This is a genomic window from Marinobacter sp. M-5, from assembly GCF_032911545.1.
In the GTDB taxonomy this organism is placed as follows: domain Bacteria; phylum Pseudomonadota; class Gammaproteobacteria; order Pseudomonadales; family Oleiphilaceae; genus Marinobacter; species Marinobacter goseongensis.
This window is the reverse complement of sequence record NZ_JAWJEK010000002.1, coordinates 729,024-755,232: the sequence shown is the minus strand read 5'-3', so window position 1 is coordinate 755,232 and position 26,209 is coordinate 729,024. Positions and strand designations below refer to the sequence as shown.

23 protein-coding genes are annotated in these 26,209 nt (G+C 61.1%); 13 read left to right on the top strand and 10 right to left on the bottom strand.

Annotation, left to right across the window (positions count from 1 at the left end; genetic code table 11):
• Window positions 1–167: 167 nt before the first annotated feature.
• Window positions 168–1,070, bottom strand: coding sequence for an acyltransferase (locus tag R0125_RS12685; protein ID WP_317238415.1), 903 nt, complete (start codon window positions 1,068–1,070; stop codon window positions 168–170).
• Between the two features lie 221 nt (window positions 1,071–1,291).
• On the opposite strand from R0125_RS12685, the gene R0125_RS12680 reads away from it, so the two are divergent.
• The 5 genes from R0125_RS12680 to R0125_RS12660 all read left to right on the top strand — a co-directional run bounded on the left by R0125_RS12680 (window position 1,292) and on the right by R0125_RS12660 (window position 6,863).
• Window positions 1,292–2,443 (top strand): alpha/beta fold hydrolase, encoded by a 1,152-nt coding sequence (locus R0125_RS12680; protein ID WP_317238414.1) that lies wholly within the window; start codon window positions 1,292–1,294, stop codon window positions 2,441–2,443.
• Window positions 2,444–2,537: 94 nt separating this feature from the next.
• Entirely contained in the window at window positions 2,538–3,449 is a 912-nt protein-coding gene (locus R0125_RS12675) for a LysR family transcriptional regulator (protein ID WP_317238413.1), read from the top strand.
• 141 nt (window positions 3,450–3,590) lie between these two features.
• The gene (locus R0125_RS12670) at window positions 3,591–4,811 is read left to right on the top strand and encodes a Bcr/CflA family multidrug efflux MFS transporter (protein ID WP_317238412.1); all 1,221 of its coding nucleotides are present in this window, start codon (window positions 3,591–3,593) and stop codon (window positions 4,809–4,811) included.
• A gap of 135 nt (window positions 4,812–4,946) precedes the next feature.
• Complete coding sequence (gene tpx / locus R0125_RS12665) at window positions 4,947–5,444, top strand: thiol peroxidase (RefSeq protein ID WP_248181918.1); 498 nt, start codon at window positions 4,947–4,949, stop codon at window positions 5,442–5,444.
• A gap of 138 nt (window positions 5,445–5,582) precedes the next feature.
• Complete coding sequence (locus R0125_RS12660) at window positions 5,583–6,863, top strand: MATE family efflux transporter (RefSeq protein ID WP_248181992.1); 1,281 nt, start codon at window positions 5,583–5,585, stop codon at window positions 6,861–6,863.
• Here R0125_RS12660 and R0125_RS12655 read toward each other — a convergent pair.
• Window positions 6,849–7,274 (bottom strand): thioesterase family protein, encoded by a 426-nt coding sequence (locus tag R0125_RS12655; protein ID WP_317238411.1) that lies wholly within the window; start codon window positions 7,272–7,274, stop codon window positions 6,849–6,851. The two genes, R0125_RS12660 and R0125_RS12655, sit on opposite strands and share 15 nt — an antisense overlap.
• Before the next feature lie 212 nt (window positions 7,275–7,486).
• Here R0125_RS12655 and R0125_RS12650 point away from each other — a divergent pair, with 212 nt between their 5' ends.
• A complete protein-coding gene (locus R0125_RS12650) occupies window positions 7,487–9,127 on the top strand; it encodes an MBL fold metallo-hydrolase (protein ID WP_317238410.1) in 1,641 nt (546 codons plus the stop codon).
• A 36-nt stretch (window positions 9,128–9,163) separates the two neighbouring features.
• Here R0125_RS12650 and R0125_RS12645 read toward each other — a convergent pair whose 3' ends face one another.
• Window positions 9,164–9,322: a YqaE/Pmp3 family membrane protein gene (locus tag R0125_RS12645; RefSeq protein ID WP_248181915.1), complete on the bottom strand. Its 159-nt coding sequence runs from the start codon at window positions 9,320–9,322 to the stop codon at window positions 9,164–9,166.
• A 225-nt stretch (window positions 9,323–9,547) separates the two neighbouring features.
• On the opposite strand from R0125_RS12645, the gene R0125_RS12640 reads away from it, so the two are divergent.
• Together R0125_RS12640 and R0125_RS12635 are read left to right on the top strand one after the other, a co-directional pair.
• Window positions 9,548–10,864: a succinylglutamate desuccinylase/aspartoacylase family protein gene (locus R0125_RS12640; RefSeq protein WP_317238409.1), complete on the top strand. Its 1,317-nt coding sequence runs from the start codon at window positions 9,548–9,550 to the stop codon at window positions 10,862–10,864.
• A gap of 76 nt (window positions 10,865–10,940) precedes the next feature.
• The gene (locus R0125_RS12635; RefSeq protein WP_248181913.1) at window positions 10,941–11,897 is read left to right on the top strand and encodes a DMT family transporter; all 957 of its coding nucleotides are present in this window, start codon (window positions 10,941–10,943) and stop codon (window positions 11,895–11,897) included.
• Window positions 11,898–11,949: 52 nt separating this feature from the next.
• Here the strand turns inward: R0125_RS12635 and R0125_RS12630 are convergent, their stop codons facing one another.
• A complete protein-coding gene (locus R0125_RS12630) occupies window positions 11,950–12,561 on the bottom strand; it encodes a PEP-CTERM sorting domain-containing protein (RefSeq protein ID WP_248181912.1) in 612 nt (203 codons plus the stop codon).
• 170 nt (window positions 12,562–12,731) lie between these two features.
• Complete coding sequence (locus tag R0125_RS12625) at window positions 12,732–13,913, bottom strand: MalY/PatB family protein (protein WP_410797641.1); 1,182 nt, start codon at window positions 13,911–13,913, stop codon at window positions 12,732–12,734.
• A 201-nt stretch (window positions 13,914–14,114) separates the two neighbouring features.
• Between R0125_RS12625 and R0125_RS12620 the strand changes: the two genes are divergently transcribed.
• Window positions 14,115–15,002, top strand: a complete 888-nt coding sequence (locus R0125_RS12620) for an AEC family transporter (protein WP_248181911.1) — start codon at window positions 14,115–14,117, stop codon at window positions 15,000–15,002.
• A 110-nt stretch (window positions 15,003–15,112) separates the two neighbouring features.
• Window positions 15,113–17,620: an acyl-CoA dehydrogenase gene (locus R0125_RS12615; protein WP_317238408.1), complete on the top strand. Its 2,508-nt coding sequence runs from the start codon at window positions 15,113–15,115 to the stop codon at window positions 17,618–17,620.
• A gap of 123 nt (window positions 17,621–17,743) precedes the next feature.
• Here R0125_RS12615 and R0125_RS12610 read toward each other — a convergent pair whose 3' ends face one another.
• Window positions 17,744–18,730, bottom strand: coding sequence for a LysR substrate-binding domain-containing protein (locus tag R0125_RS12610; RefSeq protein ID WP_248181909.1), 987 nt, complete (start codon window positions 18,728–18,730; stop codon window positions 17,744–17,746).
• Window positions 18,731–18,842: 112 nt separating this feature from the next.
• Between R0125_RS12610 and R0125_RS12605 the strand changes: the two genes are divergently transcribed.
• The gene (locus R0125_RS12605) at window positions 18,843–19,745 is read left to right on the top strand and encodes a DMT family transporter (protein ID WP_317238407.1); all 903 of its coding nucleotides are present in this window, start codon (window positions 18,843–18,845) and stop codon (window positions 19,743–19,745) included.
• Window positions 19,746–19,774: 29 nt separating this feature from the next.
• On the opposite strand, the gene R0125_RS12600 is transcribed toward R0125_RS12605, so the two are convergent.
• From R0125_RS12600 to R0125_RS12585, 4 genes are all read right to left on the bottom strand, one after another.
• A complete protein-coding gene (locus R0125_RS12600) occupies window positions 19,775–20,350 on the bottom strand; it encodes a gamma-glutamylcyclotransferase (protein WP_317238406.1) in 576 nt (191 codons plus the stop codon).
• 39 nt (window positions 20,351–20,389) lie between these two features.
• Window positions 20,390–21,013, bottom strand: a complete 624-nt coding sequence (locus tag R0125_RS12595) for a MarC family protein (protein ID WP_317238405.1) — start codon at window positions 21,011–21,013, stop codon at window positions 20,390–20,392.
• Window positions 21,014–21,087: 74 nt separating this feature from the next.
• Complete coding sequence (locus tag R0125_RS12590; RefSeq protein ID WP_317238404.1) at window positions 21,088–21,903, bottom strand: hypothetical protein; 816 nt, start codon at window positions 21,901–21,903, stop codon at window positions 21,088–21,090.
• Window positions 21,893–22,513 (bottom strand): TetR/AcrR family transcriptional regulator, encoded by a 621-nt coding sequence (locus tag R0125_RS12585; protein ID WP_248181902.1) that lies wholly within the window; start codon window positions 22,511–22,513, stop codon window positions 21,893–21,895. Before R0125_RS12585 ends, R0125_RS12590 begins: the two co-directional genes overlap by 11 nt.
• Window positions 22,514–22,707: 194 nt before the next feature.
• Between R0125_RS12585 and R0125_RS12580 the strand changes: the two genes are divergently transcribed.
• Together R0125_RS12580 and R0125_RS12575 are read left to right on the top strand one after the other, a co-directional pair.
• Window positions 22,708–24,804, top strand: coding sequence for a 3-hydroxyacyl-CoA dehydrogenase NAD-binding domain-containing protein (locus tag R0125_RS12580; protein WP_317238403.1), 2,097 nt, complete (start codon window positions 22,708–22,710; stop codon window positions 24,802–24,804).
• Between the two features lie 73 nt (window positions 24,805–24,877).
• Window positions 24,878–26,059, top strand: coding sequence for an acetyl-CoA C-acyltransferase (locus R0125_RS12575; RefSeq protein WP_317238402.1), 1,182 nt, complete (start codon window positions 24,878–24,880; stop codon window positions 26,057–26,059).
• The last annotated feature ends 150 nt before the right edge of the window (window positions 26,060–26,209 follow it).

The window sequence follows — 26,209 nt, the reverse complement described above, 5'->3', positions numbered from 1 at the left end:
GTATCTGACGCAAAAATACGGACAGGAGCCGACCTACGGCGATGCCATAAAGGTCACGCTTCAGTTATACCCTGAGCTGCAGAATGCACTTGCTGCAGCCTATTGATCGTCTCGGGCGGAATCTGGATTCCGCTTCGACGGCCGCAGGCTCTGGAGGATGCGTTCCCTCAGTAAGCGGTGTCGTTCAACATGTTGGTCAGCCGCTGATCCTTTGACCGCCACTGCTCCGCAAGCCAGTCTTTGACATTGCGGCGATGCTCGGCGTCCGCCGAGTAATCGCGCCCCTTCAAGTGCTCCGGGATGGTGACCGTCTGAATCTCCATTTTCACTTCCGTCACCCGGCCACAGATGAAATCCCAGAAGGTGGGCGCGCCATCGGGGTAGGCGATGGTGACGTCCACCAGGGTCTGAATGGAGTCGCCCATGGCATCCAGTACAAACGCAACGCCGCCGGCCTTGGGGGTGAGCAGGTGGGTGTAGGGTGATTTCTGTTTGTCGTGCTTGGCCCGGGTAAACCGGGTGCCCTCCACGAAATTCATCACGCTTACCGGGGTGTAGCGGAATTTTTCACAGGCGATGCGGGTGGCCTTGAGATCCTCGCCGCGCTTCTCCGGATGCTTGATCAGGTATTCACGGGTATACCGTTTCATAAACGGGAAATCCAACCCCCACCACGCCAGGCCAATCACCGGCACCCAGATCAGTTGCTGTTTCAGGAAAAACTTGAGGAAGGGGGCACGGCGGTTGAACACCCGCTGCATGGCAAAGATGTCGACCCAGCTCTGGTGGTTACTCAGCACCAGGTACCAGCTTTCACGCTGCAGATTCTCAGCCCCTTTCACATTCCAGCGGGTACCGTGGGTGAGCTTCATCCAGCCGGTGTTGCAGGCCACCCAGGATTCCGAAATCCAGATAATGACGCGGGTACAGAGCACGCGGAAGCCTTGATGGGGAACCAGCAGTTTCAGTAGCGCCGGAATGTAGAGCAGCAGGCACCAGAACAGGGTATTGAGTCCCAGCAGGATGGAGTTGATAACACCGATAACGGGAGCGGGCAGAAAGCTGAGCATGGTGGTCCTGTTGTGGTTGTTGTGTCCAGTGGGCAGCAATCATATCAATCACAGACGTCATTGGGCAGTGGCCCGAAGTGACCGGCGTGCCATCAGAATGTGACAATTGTGCCATGGCTCATTGCCGGCGGCGGCGGTAGCCTTCTCGCTCAGACTTCGGGGTCCGGGGTCTGGTGACCAATGCATTTACAGCGAGCTTCAATCCCATCATGGACATGCCCATGCCAAACCTTTTCAAGTCCGCTGCTGACAAGGCGGCCGGTCTTACCCGGCAGACCGCGCTTTACGCGGGTAATGCCTTCGATCGCGTTTTCCGCGCCGCCAGCCTGGTTCAGGCCGGGCAGACACCGTTCGAGACGCTGTACACCGACGGCTTGGTCAGCCTGCGCTATTACCCGCCGCTGGCGGAGGATGCCATCGAGCTGGATGGCAACACCATCGCGGTAGAGCGCACCGCTCACAAAACGCCCATCGTGATCGTGCCGCCGCTGGCGGTGAACATGCTGATCTACGATCTGTTTCCGCAGCGCAGCCTGGTGCGTTTCCTGCGGGCGAAAGGCTTCGAAGTGTATTTGATTGACTGGGGCATGCCCACGCGCCAACACAGTCACTACAACCTGCACACCTACGTGGCGGAGCTGCTACCGGCATACCTGAACCGGGTGCGTGAACACAGTGGCGAGCAGGAACTGTCGCTGCACGGCTGGAGCATGGGCGGCATGTTCACTCTGTTCTACTCGGCGCTGAGCAAGGATCAGCACATCCGCAACGCCGTGGTGCTGGGGCTGCCCATCGACAGCCACGCCTCCGGGCTGATGGGACTGATGTACCAGCGGGTGGCGGATGTGGCGGATTTTGTCCGCAAGCGCACCGGTTTTCGCATCCATGACGTCAAACCCCACTGGTTTCACACCCCCGGCTGGGCCAACACCATCGGCTTCAAGCTGACCAATCCGATCGGCAGTGTGATGGGCTACTGGGAGCTGATTGTGCGCCTGGGTGACCGGGAGTTTGTCAGCAACCACGCCACTACATCGGCGTTCCTGGATCGCATGGTCGCCTACCCTGGCGGCATCATTCAGGACACGGTGGTGCGCATCTGGATCGACAACCAGTTGTCGAACGGTGAAATCCAGATTGGTGAGGACGTTGCCCGTCTGGGGAATGTGAATGCCAACTTACTCGCCATCGCCGGTCAGGAAGATACTCTGGCAACTCCGGGCGCAGCCAAGCGGGTGATGGACCACGTCAGTTCCACCGACAAGGCGTTCCGGGTTGTGCCCGGCGGGCACATGGGGATTCTGGCGGGCAGCAAGGCGCCTTCGGAGAGCTGGCTGGAGTTGGCGGAGTGGCTGGCTGAGCGGTCTGACTGACGTTTTGCTGTTCCTGTCGGGGCCGGCAAAGCGTCTTCGAACGCAGGCAGGGAGAGGTAGGCGGCCCGGGTGGAAGTGGATTACACTTCGATCCATGAACAGCATCGATACATTGAATCTCGACACCCGGTCCCTGACCACCTTCCTCGCGGTGCTCGATGAGGGCAGCGTGTCCCGCGCGGCGGTTCGCCTCGGCGTCAGTCAGTCGGCGGTCAGCCATACCCTGGACCGTTTGCGGCAGTCGCTGGGTGATCCGCTGTTTGTGAAGTCCGGCCGCGGCATTGCGCCGACTCAGTACGCACTGGGGGCCGGGCCCCATATCCGGCAGATTCTGGACGATCTGCAGTCGCTGTCCAGCGGCCCACTGTTCACCCCGGCCACGGCCGAGTTCACCTTCACCATCGCGGCCAACGATTATCAGCGCGATCTGCTGCTGCCGGGACTGCTCCGCACGCTGCGTCAGGAGGCGCCAGGGATTCGGCTGCAGGTAGTTCCTTCCGGCATTCCCACGGCCGACATGCTGCGCAAGGATGTCTGCGATCTGATCATCTCGCCTCACGCGCCGGAAGCCACGGACATCATGCAGCGTGGCCTGATGGCAGACCGGATGGTGGTGTTCTACGATCCGGATCACCGGGCGCCGCCGCAGGACATGGCGGACTACCTGAAGGCCGACCATGTGTCGTTGCTGTTCGCCACCGGCGAAAAGCCGGCCCTGGAAACGTCGCTGAACACCCGCGGGCTGACCAGGCGTAATGCGGTGACGGTGTCCAACTTCTCCGGCCTGCCGGAGTTTCTGCGAGGCTCGGATATGCTGGCCACGGCGCCGGAACGGATGAGTGACCATTTACTCCGGGGCTTTGCCTGGGTGCCTCTACCCTTCGATTTCAAACCCTTCACCCTGCTGATGCTCTGGCATCGCCGCAATCAGAACGACCCCGCTCACCGCTGGCTACGCAACCAGGTGAACGCCGTGGCCGCGACCATGAATGGCCTTAACGATTAATCAATCGATTTTGCTCATACGTTGTATGAGGGTTCCGGTTGTTATCGGACATCGGTTCCAAGCGTAGACTTCTCTGACTTCGAGTAGGTCGCAGGTAGTAGGGAGGGGCTTGCTCATCTTTACATACGATCGGGAAATTTCATGCTTGCGCTGACCAGCGTTTGGACAACCATATTACTCGCCGCCGCTGTGGCTCTGGGGCCGTTGGCGACCGATATGTATTTGCCAGCGTTACCGCAGATTGGCGCCGATTTTGGCGCCGGTACCGATCAGGTGCAGCTGACACTGAGCCTTTACATGCTGGGCTTTGCCCTGGCGCAACTGGTCTGCGGCCCACTGGCAGACCGCTTTGGCCGCAAGCCCATCATGATTGGCGGCTTTCTGCTGTTTGCCCTCGCCAGTATCGGCTGTGCCTTCGCGACCAACATCGAAACCCTGATGCTGTGCCGCTTCCTGCAGGCCCTCGGTGGATCAGCCGGACCCGTACTCGGCCGTGCCGCGATTCGTGACATCTACACGCCACGTGAAGCCGCTCGCATCATGGCGATTCTGGCCAGCATCATGGCGCTGGCGCCCGCCGTTGCGCCAACCATCGGCGGGTTTATGGTTTCCGGCCTTGGCTGGGCGTCTATCTTTGTGGCACTGGCCGGATACGCACTGATCATGGCGGTGGTGGTGGCCTACGGCATTCCCGAGCCCATGCGCGCGGAACACCGCCAGCCACTGCGGATGTGCAGCCTGATGCGCAACTATCGCACCATCGCCACCGACATCAGTTTCCTCGGGTACACCCTGACCAACGCGCTGATCTTCTCCGGCCTGTTCGCCTTCCTGTCGGGCTCGTCCTTCGTGCTGATCGATTTTCTCGGCGTTGAACCCGAGCACTTCGGGCTGTTCTTCGCCTGCATCGTGGTGGGCTATATCACCGGCAACCTCACCGCCGTCCGCCTCGGCAGCGGGCTGATGCCGGATCAGATCCTGCTTCGCGGCCTGACCATTGCCGTTGGCGCGGGCGCGGTCATGGCCGGCCTCGCACTGGCTGAGGTCTACAGCGTGTGGGCCGTGATCCTGCCCCAGAGCCTGTTCATGATCGGCGTCGGCATGGTGCTGCCCCAGACCATGGCCGGTGCCATGGCCAACTTCCCCCACATGGCCGGTTCCGCCTCCGCCCTGTTCGGCTTCACCCAGATGGCCATCGCCGCCGTGGCCGGGGTACTCGTCGGCCACCTGCACAACGGCACCTCACTGGTCATGGCGACCGTTATCGCAGCCTGTGCGGCCGCTGCATTGGCCAGTTACCTGCTGCTCGTTCAACGCCATCCGGCAGTGGGCTTCGAGCCCGAGTCGGTTTCAACGCGTTAGCCAGAGGGATGGGCTTGAGCGTGTTTTGGGAAGTGCTACCCTGGCCGACGTCTCCCGAACTTGAGGTGCAAAACAATCCATTCTGCGCTAAACAGAGTAGGCTAGTCAGAACAAACCAGACAACAGGAGCATTCCATGAGCAACGTTAACCTTGACGGCAATCCCATCGAAGTCAGCGGCACCTTCCCCAAGGTCGGCGACAACGCCCCCGCACTGACCCTGACCAACACCAGCCTGGAAGACGTCAAACTCGACGCCTACGCCGGCAAGCGCAAAATCCTGAACATCATCCCCAGCATCGATACCGGTGTGTGCGCCGCCTCCACCCGCAAATTCAATGAACAGGCCAGTAGCCTCGACAACACCGTGGTTCTGGTTGTCTCTGCGGACCTGCCATTTGCCGCGGGTCGCTTCTGCGGTGCCGAAGGCCTGAAAGAGGTGATTCCGCTGTCCAGCTTCCGCAACTACAGTTTCCAGCAGGACTACGGCGTGGCCATCCAGAGTGGACCACTGGCCGGACTGTGCGCACGGGCGGTGATCGTCCTGGATGAGAGCGACAAGGTTCTGCACAGCGAATTGGTTGACGACATCAAGCACGAGCCGGACTACGACGCGGCGCTGAAGGCACTCTGATATTGGCCTGATCCTGTAGACTGTCGGGTTACGCTGCGCTGACCCGACCTACGGCGCCCTTCACGTTCCGATTCGAGCACCTGTCAACCAGTGAGTAACGCACCCGACACCCCCTCCCTTGCCCGCCAGCTCTTCACCATGACCTGGCCCATGTTGTTCGGGGTGCTCTCACTGATGACCTTCCAGCTGGCCGACAGCGTGTTTGTCGGCCAGCTTGGTCGTGATCCGCTGGCCGCTCTCGGCTTTACCGTGCCCATGCAACAGCTGGTCAGCGGTATGTACGTGGGTCTCGGCATTGCCACCACCGCCATTATCTCCCGCACCCTTGGTCAGGGTGATGACCTGCGCGCCCAGCGGCTGGGCGGTCTGGTGATCACGGTGGGTGCCAGTCTCGCGTTGTTGTTGTGTGCCTCGGTGTGGCTGTTGCAGGGCCCTATTCTGAACCTGCTGGGCGCGGAAGCCGCCCTGCGGCCGGTGATCAACCAATACTGGGCGCCCTGGCTGGTATCGGCGTGGACCGGCGCCATGCTCTATTTCGGATACAGCGTGTGCCGCTCCCACGGCGACACCCGTTTGCCCGGCTACCTGATGATCGCCACCAGCCTGCTCAACATTGCCCTTGATCCGTTGTATATCTTTGTCTTTGACTGGGGCCTGCCGGGGGCGGCCTGGGCAACCATTACCGCCTTCGGCATCGGCGCGCTGATCATTTACCCGGCGCTGCTAAAGCGACACTGGATCAGCTTTGAGCTGCGCCAGCTGAATCTGCTCAACACCCTGAAGCAGCTCAACGGCATCATGGCACCCGCCATGGTCAGTCAACTGATGCCGCCGGCGGCGGCCATGCTGGCCACTGCATTGGTGGCAGGATTCGGCTCGGCGGCGGTGGCTGCCTGGGGACTGGGCACGCGGCTGGAGTTTTTCTCCATTGTGGTGGTGCTGGCGCTGACCATGTCGATGCCGCCGATGATCGGGCGCATGCTGGGCGCCGGTGACATTGGCCAGATCCGCACGCTGGTGCGGCTGGCGGTGCGCTTTGTGGTGGCCTGGCAGCTGGCCATCGGACTGATCTGGGTACTGGCCTCCGGGCTGGTGGCGCAACTGTTCACCAGCGACGCCGAGGTGCAAGAGGTGTTGGGTAACTATCTGGTGCGGGTGCCGCTGAGTTACAGCGGGCTGGGGGTGTGCATGCTGATGGTGTCGGTGTGCAATGCCCTGGGGCTGTCGCTGCGGGCACTGCTGGTATCCACGCTGCGACTGTTCGTGTGTTTTCTGCCGCTGCTGTGGGTCGGGGCCCGGCTGGGCGATCTGACCGGGCTGATGAGCGGCGCGCTGCTGGGCAATCTGCTGGCCGGCACCATGGCCTATACCTTCTATCGTGCCGGCATGGCCAAACTGCAGCGCTCAGTCAAAGCGTGAGCGGAACGTCTCCGGCATCGGCACCACGGTCTTGCGCTGGTAATTGAAGAACACAAAACCGTACTTGGCCAGAGCCACCGGCTGCCCGCTGTCGGCTTTGCTGACACGGAACACGAAATCGCCACCGTACTTGTTGAAGTCCATCAGCCCCACTTCAAACCGCAGCATTTCCGGGAAGAAGGATTCCGACTGATACATAGTGGCCAGGTCAGTCACGATAATACCCACACCGTTCTGGTCGGCCTCCTGGATACCGTACTTCACCAGAAACTGGGCCCGCGCTTCGGAGAGCATGGAAATCAGTGCGTCGTTTCCCAGATGGTTGGCGCCATTGATGTCGGTGATGCGGACGGGCATCCGGGTTTCAAAACAAAACACGTCGTCCGGGAATGAAAGCTTTATACGAGCCAAGGTCGGGTACCTGTTTCTGTGCGAGTTCGGGTGAGAGCGGAATCATACGCTCTTGGACTTTAGTGGTCATCTCGGGACGCTCTGCCAGAAATGGGTTATCTTGCGTTTGAACTCATGCGCCTTTTGACTTGGAGGTGGTGAGGGCAGGAAAGGACTTTCCTACCCTCGTTCTAACCTTGTCAGCGCACTCAAGAATTAACAACGGAACGTCTATGGATATTCGCCCTGCTGCCACACTGGTTCTGACACGCGACACCACAGAAGGTCTGCAGGTGCTGCTGCTTCAACGTACCTGGGATGCGGTGTTCCTGCCTGGCTATTACGTGTTTCCGGGCGGTGCCGTGGATCAGCAGGAACCGTTGGCGCGGGAACATGCTCTGGGGCCGGCGGATGCGCAGATCAGTCAGACCCTGAGTCTGGATGAGGGCGGTGCGGATTACATGCTGGCCGCGGTGCGGGAGTGTTTCGAGGAGGCCGGGATTCTGCTGGCGGTGGACGCAGACGGGGCCACCATCGGTGGCCACCACCCAGTACACAAAGAGCGCCAAGCGCTGTTCGCCGGTGAGCGGTCACTGGCGCAGTTGTGTGCTCAGCACGAATTGGCCATTCCGCTGGATCGGCTGGCCTATCTGGGGCACTGGATCACGCCGCCGGGACCGCCACGGCGGTTCGATACCCGGTTTTTCGTGACCGTGGCGCCCGCAGACCAGACCGCCTGCCATGATGGCGTGGAGACCATCGATCATGTGTGGATGAGTCCGGCCGATGCGTTGGCAGAGCACCGCGACGGCAAGCGTTTGCTAGGGCTGCCAACGATCCGCACGTTGCGGATACTCAGCAGTTTCGAGTCCACCGAAGCGGTCATGCGCTATGCCCACGCCAACCCACCAGAGCCGTTCCCCGATCAGCCCTGGCCGGCGCTGAAAAAAGGCCAGCAGGTCATGCTGGAGCCGGGTTCGCCGGCTTATGACGAAGCTGCAAAACTGGATCCGGAGGGGGAGGGCTCGACCCACGCGGAGATCGTGCCGGGGCAGCCGGTGGAAGTGGCGGCCGGGGTGATCCGCTTAACAGCGCCGAACCCCGGGATGATGACCGGGCCCGGCACCAACACTTATCTGATCGGTCATGAGCGGTTCACCGTGCTGGATCCCGGTCCGGACCATGCGGCTCATATCGAGCGCATTCTGGAACTGACCGGCGGGGTCATTGATCAGGTGGTGGTAACCCACACCCATCTGGATCATTCGCCGGCCACAGCGGCGCTGAAAGCCCGTACCAACTGCCGGGTGTTCGGGCTGTCGGCACCCGCGGGGGCGTCTCAGGACCAAACGTTTGCACCCGATGACCAACCGGAACACGGTGATCTCATCGTCACCGAGGCCGGCATCCTGAAGACCCTTCATACCCCGGGTCACGCATCGAATCACATCTGCTATTTACTGCTGGATCAGCAACTGCTGTTTTCCGGCGATCACATCATGCAAGGCTCCACGGTGGTGATCAATCCACCCGACGGAGATATGAAAGCGTATCTGGAAGCGCTGTACGACCTGCTGGCGGAATCCATTCGTTTCATTGCACCGGCCCACGGCTTTCTGATGGGACATCCGGAGGCGGTGATCGACTACCTGATCACCCATCGTCTGGCGCGGGAGCACAAAGTAGCCAAGGCTCTGGCGCAGCTTGCGCCAGTGACCCTGAAAGATCTGACGGCGGTCGCCTACGACGACGTGCCGGCGGCGATCCACGGCCTTGCCGCCCGCTCGGCGCTGGCCCATCTGGTGAAACTGAAGGCGGATGGCAAAGCCCGGGAGAAGAACAGTGTCTGGTCGGTGACCGGAGAGAACCTCTGACTGAGCCCGGGGCGTACCCGGGCTGGTCGCTGTCGCCTATTTTTTGGCGATGATATAGACCGCGTGCACAATGCCGGGAATGTAGCCGAGAAGGGTCAACAGGATGTTGATCCAGAAATGCTTACCAATACCTACCTGTAGAAACACGCCTAACGGCGGTAACAAAATCGCAACCAGAATTCGCAAAAGATCCATACAGTTCACTCCCTTCAGCACGTATAAATGTCACAGGAACGTAAAACGGCGCCTGTAGATGTATGTATTACGCCATTTTGCGGAAATAAACAAAGACTTCATGAAGGTGGCATTAAACCTTTGTCACAGCCGTATTCATGTTCGCAGGGGCGCTTTATCCTAGTGGCCGTTTACGATGCCGGTTCCGGGAATGTGCCCTGACTGGCTGACGATCTGTGAGGAATTATGCTGTTTAACCGGTTCAACAACCTGTCATACACCCTACTGGCTGGCACTCTGACTGCAGCGGCGCTGACTGCCGCCCAGCCAGCGCTGGCTGACCAGGAAATCAGCGACAGGGAGGTGCTGGTTGCCGAACTGGCTGAGGATGAAAGCGTCGAAGACGTAGAAAATTCTCTGCCGCTGCGGGAGGCGACACCCAGGGCGGCACGCAAAAACCCCTCACAGGACGAACCGCCGGAAGGCGCCAACACAGACGAGCCGGCCAAGGTGGCTCCCGACATCGATCTCAAAGACATCGCAACTGTACCGGAACCGCCAGGCGAGGCAGCAGAAGCAACCGACGCTCCGGTACCGGAGCAGGCCACCGCCTTTGCGCTGCTGGGCTCCGAAGTCCGGCCCGGCACGTCGACCCGGCTGTCCTGGTCACCGAATATCCAGATCGCCGGCCTGTCCCAGCCCACCCCCGTGCTGGTGGTCAATGGCGTCAACCCCGGCCCCACCCTGTGCCTGACCGCCGCCGTTCATGGGGACGAGCTCAACGGTATCGAGATTGTGCGCCGCACGGTGTACGACCTCAATCCGGAAAAACTGTCCGGACGGGTCGTCGGTATTCCCATCGTCAACCTGCCGGGATTCCAGCAGGCCACCCGCTACCTGCCGGATCGTCGGGATCTCAATCGCCATTTCCCGGGTAGCCCGGACGGCAGCCTGGCAGATCGTATCGCGTACTCGCTGTTCGAGAACGTGATTCGCAAATGCGACATGCTGGTGGATATCCACACCGGTTCCCAGAAACGGACCAACCTGCCGCAACTTCGCGCGGACATGAACAACCCGGACGTGGCCGCATTCACCCGTGGCTTTGATCGCATGGCGGTCGTGCACAGCACCGGATCGTCCGGCATGCTGCGCACCGCCGCCGTCGACGCCGGCATCCGCACCGTGACCATGGAAGCCGGTGAATCTCACCGCATCCAGGAGCATCAGATCGATGCCGGTGTGAACAGCCTCACCAGCCTGCTGGACAAGGAAGGCATGATTTCGCGGATGTTTGTCTGGGGTGACCCCGAGCCGGTCTACTACGACTCCAACTGGGTGCGAGTGCCGAACGGCGGCATTCTGTTCAGCGAGGTGGATCTTGGTGCCCGGGTCAGCGAAGGCGAAGTGCTGGGCTATGTGGCAGACCCCATCACCAACGCCCAGCATCCGATACGCGCCATCAGTGACGGGCGCATCATCGGGATGGCGGTGGACCAGGTGGTGATGGCCGGTTTTGCCGCCTACCACGTTGGTACGGAGGCAGAAGTGCCCGGCGAGTAGTATGCTATCGGCTTCCGACGTGTTCCGGGCCCGCACCCCGGGGCACGAACGCCGCAACAGGAGCCGAACTACTCATATGGCACCCATGCAATCGTCAAAGTCGTTATGGCTGGCCTACGCGGGCCTGGTGCTGACCCCGCTGTTCTGGGCCGGTAACGCCGTCGTTGCCAAGGGCACCATTGAGAGTATCCCGCCTCTGTCCATGTCGTTCTGGCGCTGGGTCATTGCGCTGACGGTTTTGCTGCCTTTCGGTCTGCCCGGCATGCTGCGCCACCGCCGGGTCATCCGGCAGTATCTGGGGTCCATGGTGGCGCTGGCCACCTTCAGCGTGGCAGCGTTCAACTCCCTGCTGTACTACGCCGCCATCACCACCACAGCCACCAACATCGCGTTGATCAACGCCACCATTCCCATTTTTATCGCGTTGCTGGCCTGGTTGCTGCTCGGTGACCGCACCCGGCCCGTGCAGGTGCTGGGGATCGCGCTGGCGGTGCTGGGTATCCTCACCGTGGTCGCCCGCGGCCGGTTTTCCGTGCTGCTGAACCTGGAAGCCCAGCCCGGTGATCTGATCATGGTGGCCGCCGTGGCCAGCTGGGGCCTGTTCTCGGTTCTGCTGCGGCGCCAGGCAGTGCCACTGCCGGCGCTGACGTTTCTGACCACCCAGATAGCCCTGGGCACACTGATCATTCTGCCGTTCTATCTGGTCGAGTTGCTGGTGTTCAAAGGCGGCTTTGAGCTCGGCCAGGCCACCCTCATGCCACTGCTGTATTTCGCGTTTTTCCCCGGCATTCTTGCCTATGCCTTCTGGAACTTCGGTGTACACCGGATCGGACCGGCGCGGGCCGCCATGTTCATGTATCTGACCCCGGTGTTTGCCTCCGTCATGGCCGGCCTGTTTCTGGACGAACGGCTGGGGCTTTTCCACATCGTGGGTGGTCTGCTGATTCTTGCCGGGTTGTATCTGGCCACCCTTGCGGGCAAACCAACAGCGGCAGCGAACGCCCACACACCGCAGCAAGCTCCCGACCGCTAAAACAACAAAACCCGGGGTGTGACCCGGGTTTCGCGCAGTTCCACAACAGGGATCAGACGGTGCGGCGGCGAGCTCTCACACCCAGCCCCAGCAAACCCAACCCCAACAGAGCCAGCGTTCCCGGCTCCGGGACGGACGCAGCGTCGGTGATCAGCTCAATTTTCGCCTTCACCTTGGCGCCGTGTTTCCAGCCGTCTGCAGTGCCCCACAGATAGCCCTCATTGAACATGGCGTCGTAGAGAGTCACTCTCATCAGACCGCCATCGCCGAAGGCCAGATCCAGGGCGCTATCCCAGGTCAGCATGCCGGCCTGATAGCTGCCAAAGAAGCCGCCTTTGATGCCAACCGTGTCACCGGTGACAGAACCTGACAGCGCGTCCGGCGAGGTGAAATTGAAGTCCACGGAAATGTCTTTCGCGACCTGATCATCACCGTTTACCGCCGACTCATCGGTCCAGATCCGGAAAAGAGTGAAATACTCACTCTCACCTGCATCCAGTTCAAAAGCGAACGGATTTGCCGCTATATCAGTGGAGTCCACCACCAATCCGGGATCTGCTCCATGCAGATTCACCTGATAGCTGGCAGATATCAGCGCTGCACTTGCCAGCGTTGGTAAAAACAGAACCACAGCCAACAACGTGGCCAGTGTCGATTTTGGCATGCTTGCCTCCCTGGGTTATCCCCGTATTCCGTTAATGAATACTGCTCCATGGCAAAAGCATCCCGCGTACCGTTTGACGCTTAGTGGTGCGAAAACAATCACCTGAGATCACTCGGGGGATTCGGCAACAGGCCAACTGTAAAAGTTGCTGACAGCTTGTCGGGCCGTTGTTAACGGAACCTTGCGCTGACCGCCTGTTCCATACGCTCCAGCGCTTCCGCCAGCACGGCTCGGGGGCAACCGACGTTCATCCGCATAAATCCATGGCCGGCGTCACCAAAGCTGATGCCGGGGTTCATACCGATGCCGGCTTCTTCAATGAAGAATCGCTTGAGCTCGGGGTCCGTCAGCGCCAGCGCCCGACAGTCGAGCCAGAGCAGATAGGAGCCTTCCGGCTCGGTCACGGCAATCTCCGGTAAACGATGGCGCAAGTGCGCTGCGACGAAGTCGCGGTTGGCCTGAAGGTAAGGCAGCAGTTCGTCCAGCCAGGGCGCTCCGTTGCGGTAACCCGCCTCGAACCCGGTGACGCTGAACGGATTGCACTGGCTCATGTGCATCGAATCAAACACGGTTTTCAGGGCCTGACGGCGTGCCGGGTCCGGCACCACCAGTGCCGACAACCCGAGGCCCGGCATATTGAAGGTTTTGCTGGGAGCGACCGCGGTGATCAGTGCATCATCAGGTCCCCCCAGGCGAGCCAGCACGTGATGCCGGGGCTTGTCGGGGTACACCAGATCACAATGGATTTCATCAGACACCACCACCAGCCGGTGGCGACGGGCAATGTCCAGAACCTGCTGCAGCTCCTCCTCACGCCACACCCGACCGACCGGATTATGAGGGGAACACAGCAGCAGCAAACGGGCCTCCTCACGGGCAGCGCACGCCTCGAGATGTGCCAGATCCATGTGGTAGTAACCCCCCGTTTCCTGCAGGGGATTTTCGATCACGGTGCGGCCGGTCTGCCGGACCGAGCTGAAAAACGGCGGGTAAACCGGTGGCTGTATAATGACCCCCTCACCGGCGCCGGCAAACGCCAGACAGGCGGCGTGCAACGACGGCACCACGCCGGGCGCCATCAGAATCCACTCGCGCTCGATGACCCAGCCATGGCGATCGGCAAACCAGTCGATCATCGATTGATAGAGGCTGTCCGGGAACAGGGTGTAGCCATACACCGGATGTCGGGCCCGGGCTTCCAGCGCCTGGGTGACCGCTGCCGGCGCGGCAAAGTCCATGTCCGCCACCCACAGGGGCATTACGTCCTCCCGCCCGAAAACGGCTTTGCGGGCGTCGAATTTTACCGAACAGGTCTGTTCACGGCGGACAAGGTTGTCGAAATCGGTGGCCACAATCTACTCCGGTTGGTGTGAAACGACCCTCATTCTGTGACAGCCATATGGACCGCTGCAAGCCGCTGTCCTTGCGATACCGATGCCCCCTTGGGCTTTGGTCGAACATGGGCAGGTTTCACTTGCCCACCACCGTGGATACTTGCGAACCTAACGGTTTGTGCCCGCCGGGTGTTGCGGCGAACCTTTCGGAGCCTGAGAATGATTGGTCAGATCCTGTCCACGATGTTACCGGTGTTTCTTATTGCCGGTTGTGGCGCGCTGTATGGTCGCTACCGTACCCCGGATATCCAGGGTCTCAACAAGCTCAACATGGAACTGTTTGTGCCGCTGCTGGTGTTTGCTGTGCTGGCCGATCAGCAGGCACCGCTACAGGACTATGCCAGCCTGGCGCTGGCCGCCACCGTGGTCGTGCTCGGATCGGGCCTGTTGCTGTATCCGCTGGCACGGGTGCTGGACCTGAACCTGAAAACCTTCCTGCCGCCGATGATGTTCAACAACTCCGGTAACATGGGCATTCCTATCCTGGTACTGGCGTTCGGAGACGCAGCACTGCCGGCCGCGATCGTACTGTTCATCGTGGAAATGCTGCTGCATTTCTCCGTCGGCCTGTACATGCTGGACCCCCACACCTCGATCATTCAGCGCCTGCGCCTGCCCATTGTGTTTGCCAGTATTGCCGGCCTGACGGTGAACCTGGCGGGAGTGCCGATACCGGGCTGGCTGCTGGAATCCATGGATATGCTTGGCGGTATCTGTATTCCACTGATGCTGTTCGCCCTCGGGGTGCGCATGCTCGACGTGGATTTCCGGGACTGGAAACTGGGCATGCTCGGCGCCATCGCCTGCCCGGCGTCGGGACTGATTCTGGCGTGGCCGATGATCGCCCTGCTGGACCTGCCTGGCCTGCAGATCGCGTCGCTCTGGGTGTTCGCCGCCCTGCCACCGGCGGTGCTGAACTACATGGTGGCGGAGCAATACCAGCAGGAACCCCATAAAGTGGCCTCACTGGTGCTGATCAGCAACCTGGGCAGCCTGGTGGTGATGCCCGTGGTGCTCGGTCTGGTGTTTGCCGCCAGTTACGTGTGACACCCGGAAAACAGGCCAGAATCCGTGTCGGCCGCTTGCAACTGACCAGTCTTTGACCGATGGTTAGGGACAGATCTGATTGATTTCACTCTCGATACGGAGGTCTGTTCATGAGCGTTCTGCTCCTTCTGATCAGTGCACTGGTGCTAATTTATCTGGGAATTGGCGGGAAAACGGCGGCAGCCGTGATGGCCATTGCCACCGTGGCCGGCTTCTTCCAGGACGACTGGCATCTGCTCAGCCTGGTGTTCGGCGGTGGCCTGCTGGCCCTGGCCCTGCTGCTGGTGTTCCCGGGCGATCTTCGCCTCGACAAGCTAAGCCGCCCGCTGCTGGGCTGGGTTCGCAACCGTCTGCCAAAACTCTCCGAAACCGAATCCGAAGCCCTCAAATCCGGCTCCGTTGACTGGGACGGTGAGCTGTTCTCCGGACAGCCGCAGTGGTCGAAGCTGTTGGACGCCAAACCCGCCCACCTGACCAGCGAGGAACAGGCCTTTCTCGACGGCCCGGTGGAAAAACTGTGCGCCATGCTGGACGACTGGAAAATCACCCACGAGGAATACGATCTGCCGGACAAGGTCTGGAAGTTCATCCGTGAGAACGGCTTCTTCGGGCTGGTCATCCCCAAGGAGGACGGCGGCCTTGGCTTCTCCAACACCGCCCACTCGGAGATCGTGATGAAGATCTCCACCCGCAGTGTCTCTGCCGCCGTCACGGTGATGGTGCCCAACTCCCTCGGGCCCGGCGAACTGCTGATGCACTACGGCACCGACGAGCAGAAGCAACACTACCTGCCCCGATTGGCCGGTGGCGAGGAAATCCCCTGCTTTGCCCTGACTTCACCGGTGGCCGGCTCCGATGCCGGTGCCATCCCTGACAAAGGCATCGTCTGCAAGGGGCAATGGGAAGGCAAAGAAGTTCTCGGCCTGAAGGTCACCTGGAACAAGCGCTACATCACCCTGGCACCGGTGGCCACACTGATTGGTCTGGCCATCAAGGTGTATGATCCGGACAAATTGCTGGGTGATCAGGACGACATTGGCGTGACCTGTGTCATGGTGCCGCGGGAAACCGAAGGGGTGAACGCCGGTGCCCGCCACCTGCCGATGAACACGGTGTTCATGAACGGGCCCACCTGGGGCACCGAGGTGTTTATCCCCATGGACCAGGTGATCGGCGGCCAGGACATGCTCGGCAAGGGCTGGACCATGCTGCTGGAGTGCCTGTCGATAGGGCGCTCGGTTTCCCTGCCCGCGCTGGGCACCGGGGCCGGTAAAGTCGCCAGCCTGGCCACTGGCTCCTACGCCTTGACACGGGAACAGTTCGGCCGCTCCATCAGCCAGTTTGAAGGGGTGCAGGAAGCCCTGGAGCCCATCGCCGGCTACACCTACATGATGGATGCCGCACGTTTGCTGACCGCCGGCATGCTGGACCGGGGCGTGCGTCCGGCGGTGCCCTCAGCCGTGCTGAAATACCGCAACACCGATCTGATGCGCGAGGTGATCAACCACGCCATGGACGTTGTCGCCGGCCGCGGCGTGATCACCGGCCCCCGCAACTTCCTGGCCCGCGCCTACCAGGCTGTCCCCATCGGCATTACCGTGGAGGGCGCCAACATCCTCACCCGCAGCCTGATGATCTTCGGGCAGGGCTCGATTCGCTGCCATCCGTTTATCGTCGAGGAAATCGAAGCCGCCGGGATGGAAGATCAGGACAAGGCCGTCCGGAAATTCGATGGCATTTTCTATCGTCACATCGCGCACACCACCCGCAATGCGCTACGGGCGCTTGTGCTGGGGCTGACCCGGGGCATGCTGGAAACCGTGCCACGCCAGGGCGACATCAAGCCCTGTTACCGTCAGCTGGCGCGCTTCTCCGCCGCCTTTGCCCTGATGACCGACGTGACCCTGCTGACCGTCGGTGGTGGCCTGAAAGCGCGCCAGCGTTTGTCCGGCCGCATGGCGGACTGCCTGGTGCATCTGTACTACGCCACCGCGGTCATCAAACAGTGGCATGAGGAAGGCTACCCGGAAGACCAGCGCCCGCTGGTGGAGTGGAGCCTGAAAACCTGCCTGCGGGACCTGCAGGACGCCATGCGCGATGCCATCATCAACTTCCCGGTACCGGCCCTGCGCTGGCCGCTGCGGCTACTGGTGTTCCCGCTGGGCGCCACGGGGCTCAACGGTCCCGATGACAAGCTCGGGGCGCAGGTGGCAGACACCATCGTCAAGGACACCCCGGTACGCCAGCGGGTCAGCCGCGGTGCCTACATCAACACCGATCCGGACGATCCGCTGGGGCGGGTCCTCAACGCCTATCGCCTGGCCAATGAAACCGTGGATATGCGCAATCGCCTGCACGAAGCCATTCGCAGCCGCAACGAGGATGAGATCGACGGCATTGCCTTGCTGATGGGGCACCAGCGCAAGGAACTGGTGGACTGGGCCTGCGACAAAGGCATTATCAAGGAAGCCGAATGTGACAAACTTCTGGAAGCCCTGGAAGCGCTGTACGACGTCATTCGGGTGGACGCCTTCGAGGGCGACGGCCTGAAAGCCCTGTCGCGCTGCGCCAAGGGCAAACGCAAAGTGGTGGAGCGCCCGCCGCGGGACGAGGATTAACCCCCTCGCTCCCGCTTCGGCGGTAGCCAGCTGGACATCGCTGAAGTCTGGCCTGTGCTGTGTATGCTGGTGATCACATCCGGTGCAACTCCGGAGAAAGGCAGAGACGTTCTCTGGGCCGCACTAGACGCCGAGTGTGACGTCAGACGCCTCGTCACTCTCACTGACACTCCGCAGGCCGCCCTCCACCGCCTGCGCCACCAGCCAGCGCCGGAGCAACTGAATGCCCCGCTCCCGGCGCCGGCTGGTTTTCCAGGCAAAATAGAAACGGTCACCGGTGACCACGAAATGGCAGGGCAACTTCACGAAATCTTCGGAATCCTTCCGCGTGCTCAGCATGTAATCGTTGGTGAGGGCAATGCCCTGATGGAACCGCGCCGCCTCCAGCGACAGCAGCATGTGACTGGAGTGCAGCAAGCGACTGGACGCGGGCAACGCCAGACCGGCCTCGTGATACCACGCCTCCCAGTCACCCGCCTGCTTGTCGTAAATGCTGTGGGTAGACAGCAACGGGAACAACGCCACCTGCTCCGGCGTTAACGACACCGAACCCACCTCAGCCGACGCGTCATCCAGCGCCAGTTCCCGCCGGATTCGCTGCCAGAAATCCGGACTGCACACCGGGAACAGCCGCTCCTTGTAGAGCAGCTCGTAACTGAAGGCCGGCGACTCCGGTTTGATGGTAATAAAACAGTCCGCCACCCGGTCCGACAACACCGGATTCTCGCTGCTCATCTCCAGTGACAGCTCCACCTGCGGATGCGAGCGCTGCAGCTCCGGCAGCCTTGGAGCCAGCCAGCGCACCGCAAACGAGCTGAACACCGACAGCCGCAACCGCGACTCCTCATGCCCCAGCAACTGCTCACTGGCCCGCTCGATCTGCAACAGCGCGGAGCTGACCGCCTCCAGATACTGCCGGCCCTCTTCAGTCATCGCCAGATACCGCCCGGTGCGATTGAACAGGGTTTCCCCCAGGTAGGTTTCCAGCTGCTTGATCTGATGACTGACAGCGCTCTGGCTGACCGCCAGCTCTTCCGCCGCCAGCGAGAAGCTGTTGAGGCGGGCGACGGCCTCGAAGACCGGGAGGGATTTCAGTGGGGGTAGCTTCATTATCTAAATATCTAATGATTGGTGATTAAAGATCATTTTATCGGATATTAGCACAGCCCTAGAATGCCCCTCATTGCTCTTTGAACACGCCCAACGAAATGAGGCTGCCATCATGTCAGGAAAAACCGTAAACAGCGCCATCCTGTTGCTGGTGATCGGCAACGCCATGGCACTGATTTCAGACGTATTCATCAAGCTGCTGGAGCCGGGCGCGCCCATCTTCCAGTTTGCCTTCCTTCGCTGTGTGATCACCCTGCTGCTGTTGCTGCCGCTGGCCGGACAACTGAACCGCAAGGCCCTGTTCGCCGGTGTCGGAATCCACACCCTGCGGGCTCACATTCACCTGGCCGGCATCCTGTGCATGGTGGTAGCCCTGGGCCATTTGCCTCTGGCCACCGCCAACGCCATCTTCTACGCCGCCCCAATTCTGGTGATGGTGCTGTCCGTTTTCATCTTCCGGGAAAAACTGACACCGCTGAGCGTATTCGCCGTGTTCAGCGGCTTCACCGGCATCGTGGTGATCCTGCGCCCAATGGAGTTCAACTGGGCCGCCGTTGCCGCTCTGGCGTCTGCCTTTGCACTGGCCATCAACGCGGTAATGGTACGGCGGCTGCCGACACAGCAATCCACTGTCCACAAACTGTTTCTGAACTACGTGCTGATCCTGCCGGCCGCCGGCGCGCTGGCATGGTGGGAAGACGCCAGCTGGGACAGCACCATACTGATCAGCGCCCTGGGATCAGCGCTGTTTATCCTGGGGTACAACATCACCGTACTGCTGGCCTATCGTCAGGTGGATGCCAACCAGGTAACCAGCGCCGAATACACCGGGCTGATCTGGGCCGTGGGCATCGGCTGGATCTGGTTCGGCGAAGTGCCCGACCTGTACTTCCTGGCCGGCAGCATCATGATCGTGGTGCCCCTGATCATGATCGGGCTGAAGCACCGGCGCAGGGCGCCGGCTCGGGGCTTCAACCCCACCACTCAGCGGCGGGACGCCCCGATCAGCACCTGAGTATCACGGAGGCCCGCGCCCTGCGCTGCTCAGGTGTCGGGTTTCACCGTCGCGTGCAGGTGGGACTCGATGGCAAAGGTGTGAGAACAGTCGTCGCCCAGCCTTCTGAGCGAGTCCGCCAGGCGAAAGAGGTACTCGGAGTTGGGCCCACTCGGACCGACGGCTCTGGCAATCTGGCGTGCGATATCAACGTCCGCGGCTTCACCGAGAAAAGCCTCGTTGTCCTCGGTGGCAATGTAGACGAGGCCGTCAGTTTGACTGCCATCATCGAACGTCAACCCGACACTCAATCTCAGATACCCGTTTTTCTCACGGTGGTCCAGATGCTCAAACACGGCAGGAGAAACCCGGAAGGCCATACCCTTGCAGACAGCACCGGGTTTCTGGATCAGTGTGACGACCCGGCCCGGCGCCTCCGGCGTGCCACGATGGTCGTGTGAGCCCTGCCAGAACCGCCGGACCCAGCCATCAATCGATGCCGGGCGCTGCTCCAAAAAGGGGAAATCCACCTTATAGATCAGTGAGCCATACCCGAACAGCCAGATCGACTCCACGCCCTCAAAATTATGACGACGCCGGTTCAGTTCAATGGTATTGGCAGCCATAGCGGCCTCCTGGCGGGGTTGAGCAAACCGACTGTTACTCTAGGTCGAGGCGATAAAACCCGCAATACCGGTAAGCACGATTTCAGCGGCCATGGCCGACAGAATCAGCCCACTGATCTTGGACAGGATATTCAGGCCGGTTTTGCCGAGCACTTTCTCCAGATACCCCGACAACCGCAACAGAATCGCCAGAATCAGCAGCCCGGACACCAGGCCGAGCAGCCCACCGGCCACCTGCGGCACTGCCTTGAGCTCGGCCCCGTAGACCAGAATCGCACCGATGGTGGCCGGACCGATCATCACCGGAATCGCCAGCGGCACCACGGCAATGTCATCCCGATCCTCTTCCGGCAGACCGGTGGCATGGTTACGGGTGCCACTGGTGACCAGGCTGATGGCGGTCAGAAACAGCAGGCTGCCGGCACCGATGCGGAACGAGTTCAGGGTGATGCCAATGGCGCTGAACAACAGTGGGCCGGCAAAGAACAGTACCAGCCCGAGAATCAGGGCAGACACCGTGGAGCGGCGAATAATCGAGTTCTTCTCCGGCACCGGCAACCCCCGGGTCAGAGCCAGGAACATGGTCACCACAAAGAACGGCGCCAGCAGGAACAGGAAGCGAATGGTACTGCTGATGTAGGTACTGAAAAACACGTCAATCATTCGGAACATCCGGCCAGAGATCAAAGCGGTACAGCATAGCGACAGCGGTGCCCGGACGCCGTAAGGGACTGCCCCTATCGAGACGGCGCGACAAACACCCAGTTGGTGCCGACATCGTCGCATACGATGATGTCGGCATTGATCACCTCACACAGGGACAGGTCCTGTGGCAGGTTGTCGTGATAGCGGGCTTTGACTGCGAGGGTTTTTTTGTCCTGCTTGAGCAGGGTAAAGGTCTGCTCCATACGCCGGGCAAAGTCGATACCCGCGTCTTCGGTGGTGTGAAAGGCATGATAAAAGGCGGTGAAGCTCATGGTGTTGGCACCAAGGCCGATCTCCACCATCTTCGGTATGTAGCGATCATACGCGCCTGACAGGTAACGCCGGACCGCCTCCTGGTCACTGCGGTTGCCGGCAAACGGGGTAAGGCCGAGACGGTTATCCGGGCCCAGCACACCCTTTGCCAGGTTGCTGTTGGGCTGATTCGTGGCCAGTTCAAAATGGCGCTGTGGGCAGGTAATGCGCTGACCCTCCAGCCGGCAGCCGCTCAGTTGGCGGGCCGGATCGGGTCTTTCCGCCGGTTGCTCAGCGGCTGGTTCTGGTTTCGCTTGCGCGGGCGCTGGCGTCAACGACGTGCCGTCGATCTCCGGCACGTCAAGGCCAAGGCGAGCGGCAGGACGACGCAGCAGCAGCGCCTGCACCGCCGGGTCGTTGCGTTTGAAGTCGGTGAGCGAGGGCAACCCCGCGCCCTGCCCTTCACTGACCACTTTGCAGTACAGCGCCTCAAGTTCGGTTTTGGCGCTGTCCAGGCAGGCAGACCCGGTTGCACCGGCGGCCGTGGTGCAGAGCCCGAGCACCAGTAGCAGCAACGCCAGGCCCCTAGTCACCATCACGCTGTCCCAGCGCCACCCGCGCCATCAGGTCTTCCACCCGGCGGATGGTTTCGGCGTCGCCCTTCTTGCCCGTGAGCACCACCTGGGATCCGATGGTGGCCACGTACATCAGCAGGGACAGGTCGCGGATACGCTGGGGATTGCTGCTGAGCCGTTCATAGAGTTCACAGTTCTGACTGATCCGCGCTTCATCCACCTCGGTAACGAGATCCGCAGCGTAATCGTTCCGGCGGGCAAAATCCCGCACCGCCAGTTCCACCTGCAGGCGCCGGATGTTGCGGGAGGCATCGGTCAGCAGCAGCTCCAGAATCTGCCGCAGCTCGGTTTCCACATCCCCCCCTTTGGGCTTCCAGTACTGAAGTTCGTGGAGGCGGCGGTCTCGCCAGCGGTCGAGAAAGCTGACCACCAGATCCTCATGATCCCTGAAATGCCAGTAGAAACTGCCGCGGGTAACGCCAAGCTTCTTGGCCAGCGTCAGCACCCGCAGGTGACTGAAGCCGCCGGCCGCAATTTCTCCGGCCGCAGCATCCAGCCAGTCGTCGCGGGTCAGTTGCGCCTTCTCCGGCGTCTTGCGGCGGGAGCGTTTCGGCGGTTTGGCGTCCGTCATATTGGATTCTGGTCCTGCTGCTGGCGATTGGGAGTGGATTCTACATCAACGGCGGCCACAAGTTTGAAAGCGTTGACCCTGCCTGAAACATACATTAGTGTATGGACAAACAATACACCAGTGTATGGATAATTCAATACAGCGTCCGTGCACAACCCCGATTCAAACCGATGCCAATAACAGGGAGCTACCCTATGAGTACTGCCCATTACGATGTGAACGGCAACATCGCCGTCATTCGCCTCGACAACCCACCGGTCAACGGCCTCGGCTTCGACCTGCGCCGGGGCATCGTTGACGGCATCCGCCAGGCGGAAGCCGATGATGCCGTCCAGGCCGTGGTACTGATCGGCTCCGACCGCGCCTTCTCCGGCGGCGCCGACATCAGCGAGTTCGGCAGCGCCAAAGCCACCGCCGAGCCCAACCTGAACACCGTAATCAACTATGTCGAAAGCAGCCGCAAGCCGGTGATCGCGGCCATCAGCGGTGCCTGCATGGGCGGCGGTCTGGAGCTGGCCCTGGGCTGTCACTACCGCATTGCCAAACCGGACGCGCAGATCGCTCTGCCAGAAGTCAAACTGGGGCTGCTGCCCGGCGCTGGCGGTACCCAGCGTTTGCCCCGCGTGATCGGGGCCGAGCATGCCGTAAACATGATCGTCTCCGGCAGCGTTGTGCCTGCCAAACAGTTCAAGGGCAGCGCCCTGTTCGATGAGATTATCGACGGCGATCTGCTGGACGCCGCCATCGCCTATGCCACCAAGGTCGTCAGCGAAAACCTGCCACTGAAGAAAGTGCGTGACCTGAAAGCCAAACATCCGAATCCGGAAGGCTTCTTCATGTTCACCAAGAACACCGTCGGCGCCATGACCAAGAACTACCCGGCGCCGCTGAAGTGTGTCGAGGCCGTGAAAGCTGCGGTGACCCTGCCCTTCGACAAGGGCATGGAAGTCGAGCGCGAAGCGTTCGTTAACCTGATGCAGACTCCGGAATCCCGCGCTCTGCGCCACGCGTTTTTCTCCGAACGCCTGACCAGCAAGATTGCTGATGTGCCCTCTGACACACCGGTTCGCGACATCAAGAACGTGGGCGTGATCGGTGGTGGCACCATGGGTACCGGCATCAGCATCAACTTCCTCAACGCCGGCATCCCGGTGACACTGGTGGAAATGAAGCAGGAAGGTCTGGACCGTGGTGTCGCCGCCATCCAGAAAGTCTACGAAAGCCAGGTCAAGAAAGGCCGCATGAGTGAAGACAAGGCCAAAGCCAAATTGGCGCTGCTCAAACCCTCCCTCACCTATGACGACCTCAGCGACGTCGACCTGGTGATCGAGGCGGTGTTCGAGGAAATGGGTGTCAAACAGTCCGTGTTCGAGAAACTGGACGAAGTATGCAAGCCCGGCGCCATCCTGGCCTCCAACACCTCGACGCTGGACCTGAACAAGATCGCCAGCTTCACCAGGCGCCCGGAAGACGTCATCGGCCTGCACTTCTTCAGCCCGGCCAACATCATGAAGCTGCTGGAAGTGGTGCGTGGCGAGAAGACCGCCAAGGACGTACTGGCCACCGCCATGAAACTGGCCAAAGCCATCCGCAAGACCGCCGTGGTTTCCGGCGTTTGCGACGGCTTTATCGGTAACCGCATGATCAACCAGTACCAGCGCGAAGCCCTGCTGATGCTGGAAGAAGGCGCCAGCGTCCAGCAGATCGACAAGGCCATCGAGAAGTTCGGCTTTGCCATGGGCCCGCTGCGCATGGCCGACCTCGCCGGCGGGGACATCGGCTGGGCCATCCGCAAGCGCCAGTACGAGGAAAACCCGGACATGGTGAAGATGGTGGTCGCCGACCGCATCTGTGAAATGGGCCGCTATGGCCAGAAGACCGGCGCCGGTTTCTACCGCTATGAGCCCGGCAACCGCAACGCCCTGCACGATCCCGAAGTAGACAAGGTCGTGGACGAAGTCCGCGCCGAGCTGGGCATCACCCCGCGCCAGATCAGCAACCAGGAAATCGTCGAGCGTTGTGTCTATGCCCTGGTCAACGAAGGCGCCCAGATTCTGGACGAAGGCATCGCCCAGCGCGCCTCCGACATCGACATGGTGTACCTGACCGGTTACGGCTTCCCCGTGTTCCGCGGCGGCCCCATGCGTTACGCCGAGGAAGTCGGGCTACCCAACGTGGTGCGCGCCATGCAGGCCTTCACCGAAGACCGCCACACCCAGCCAGGTTTCTGGGAGCCAGCGGCGCTGCTGGCCAGGCGCGCTGAGGAAGGCAAGGGTTTCGACGCTAAATAACCGGTCCGCGAATTGATCCGGGGCTGCCTATCCCTTATCGAAGGACCGCAGCCCCGACCTGAGGAGAATTGTTATGTCTAATGATGTTGTCATCGTATCCACCGCCCGCACGCCCCTGGCCAAATCCTGGCGCGGCGGCCTGAACATGACCCACGGTGCGACCCTCGCGGGCCACGCCATCCAGCACGCGGTCGAGCGCTCGAAAGTCGACCCCAACGAAATCGAAGACGTGCTGATGGGCTGTGCCCTGCCGGAAGGTTCCACCGGTAACGACGTGGCCCGGATGGGTGCAATCCGTGCCGGCCTGCCGGTCTCCGTGGCGGGCGCGACCATAAACCGCTTCTGCTCGTCCGGCTTGCAGGCAATTGCCATGGCCGCTCATCACATTGCCGTTGACCGGGTACCGGTAATGGTTGCTGGCGGCGTGGAATCGATCTCAACCGTTCAGGCCAGCGTGAACCAGAACTACTTCATGGAACCCTGGCTGGCAAAGAACAAGCCGGAACTCTACTGGTCCATGCTGGACACCGCCGAGACCGTGGCCAAGCGTTACGGCATCAAGAAAGAAGACATGGACGAGTACGGCGTTCGCAGCCAAAACCTGGCTGATCAGGCTCGTCAGGACGGCAAATTCGACGACGAAATCGTACCGATCAGCACCACCATGGGTGTTGCCGACAAGGCCACCGGTCAGCTCAGCAGCCAGGAAGTGACCGTCAGCCAGGACGAAGGCATTCGCCCCGGTACCAACCTGGAAGGCGTCAGCAAAATCCGCTCCGCGATGGAAGGCGGCGTGGTCACCGCCGGCAACGCCAGCCAGTTCTCCGACGGTGCTTCGGCCTGTGTGCTGATGGACAGCAAAATTGCCGAACAGCGCGGCGCGACTCCGCTGGGTATCTTCCGTGGCTTCGCCGTGGCCGGTTGTGAACCGGACGAAATGGGCATCGGCCCGGTATTCGCGGTACCCAAACTGCTCAAGCGCGCCGGCCTCACGGTCGACGACATCGGCCTGTGGGAACTCAACGAAGCCTTCGCCGTTCAGGTTCTGTACTGCCAGCGCAAACTGGGCATCCCGATGGACCGCCTGAACGTCAACGGCGGCGCCATCGCCGTCGGTCACCCCTACGGCACCACCGGTTCCCGCCTGGTCGGCCACGCCCTGATCGAAGGCAAGCGCCGTGGCGTTAAATACGTCGTTGTTACCATGTGCGTCGGCACCGGTATGGGTGCGGCCGGTCTGTTTGAGGTTGCCTGAGGCCTGAGTGCACGGCGGAGCCCAAGCGTCACATGGATGTGCCGAAGGAGCGTGTTTTGAAAGGGGATATACCTGGTCGGCGCCACTCTCGGGCTTGAAGACGCGCTATCCCAAACTCTAAGGCGGCTCCTAAATAAGGAGCCAACGACC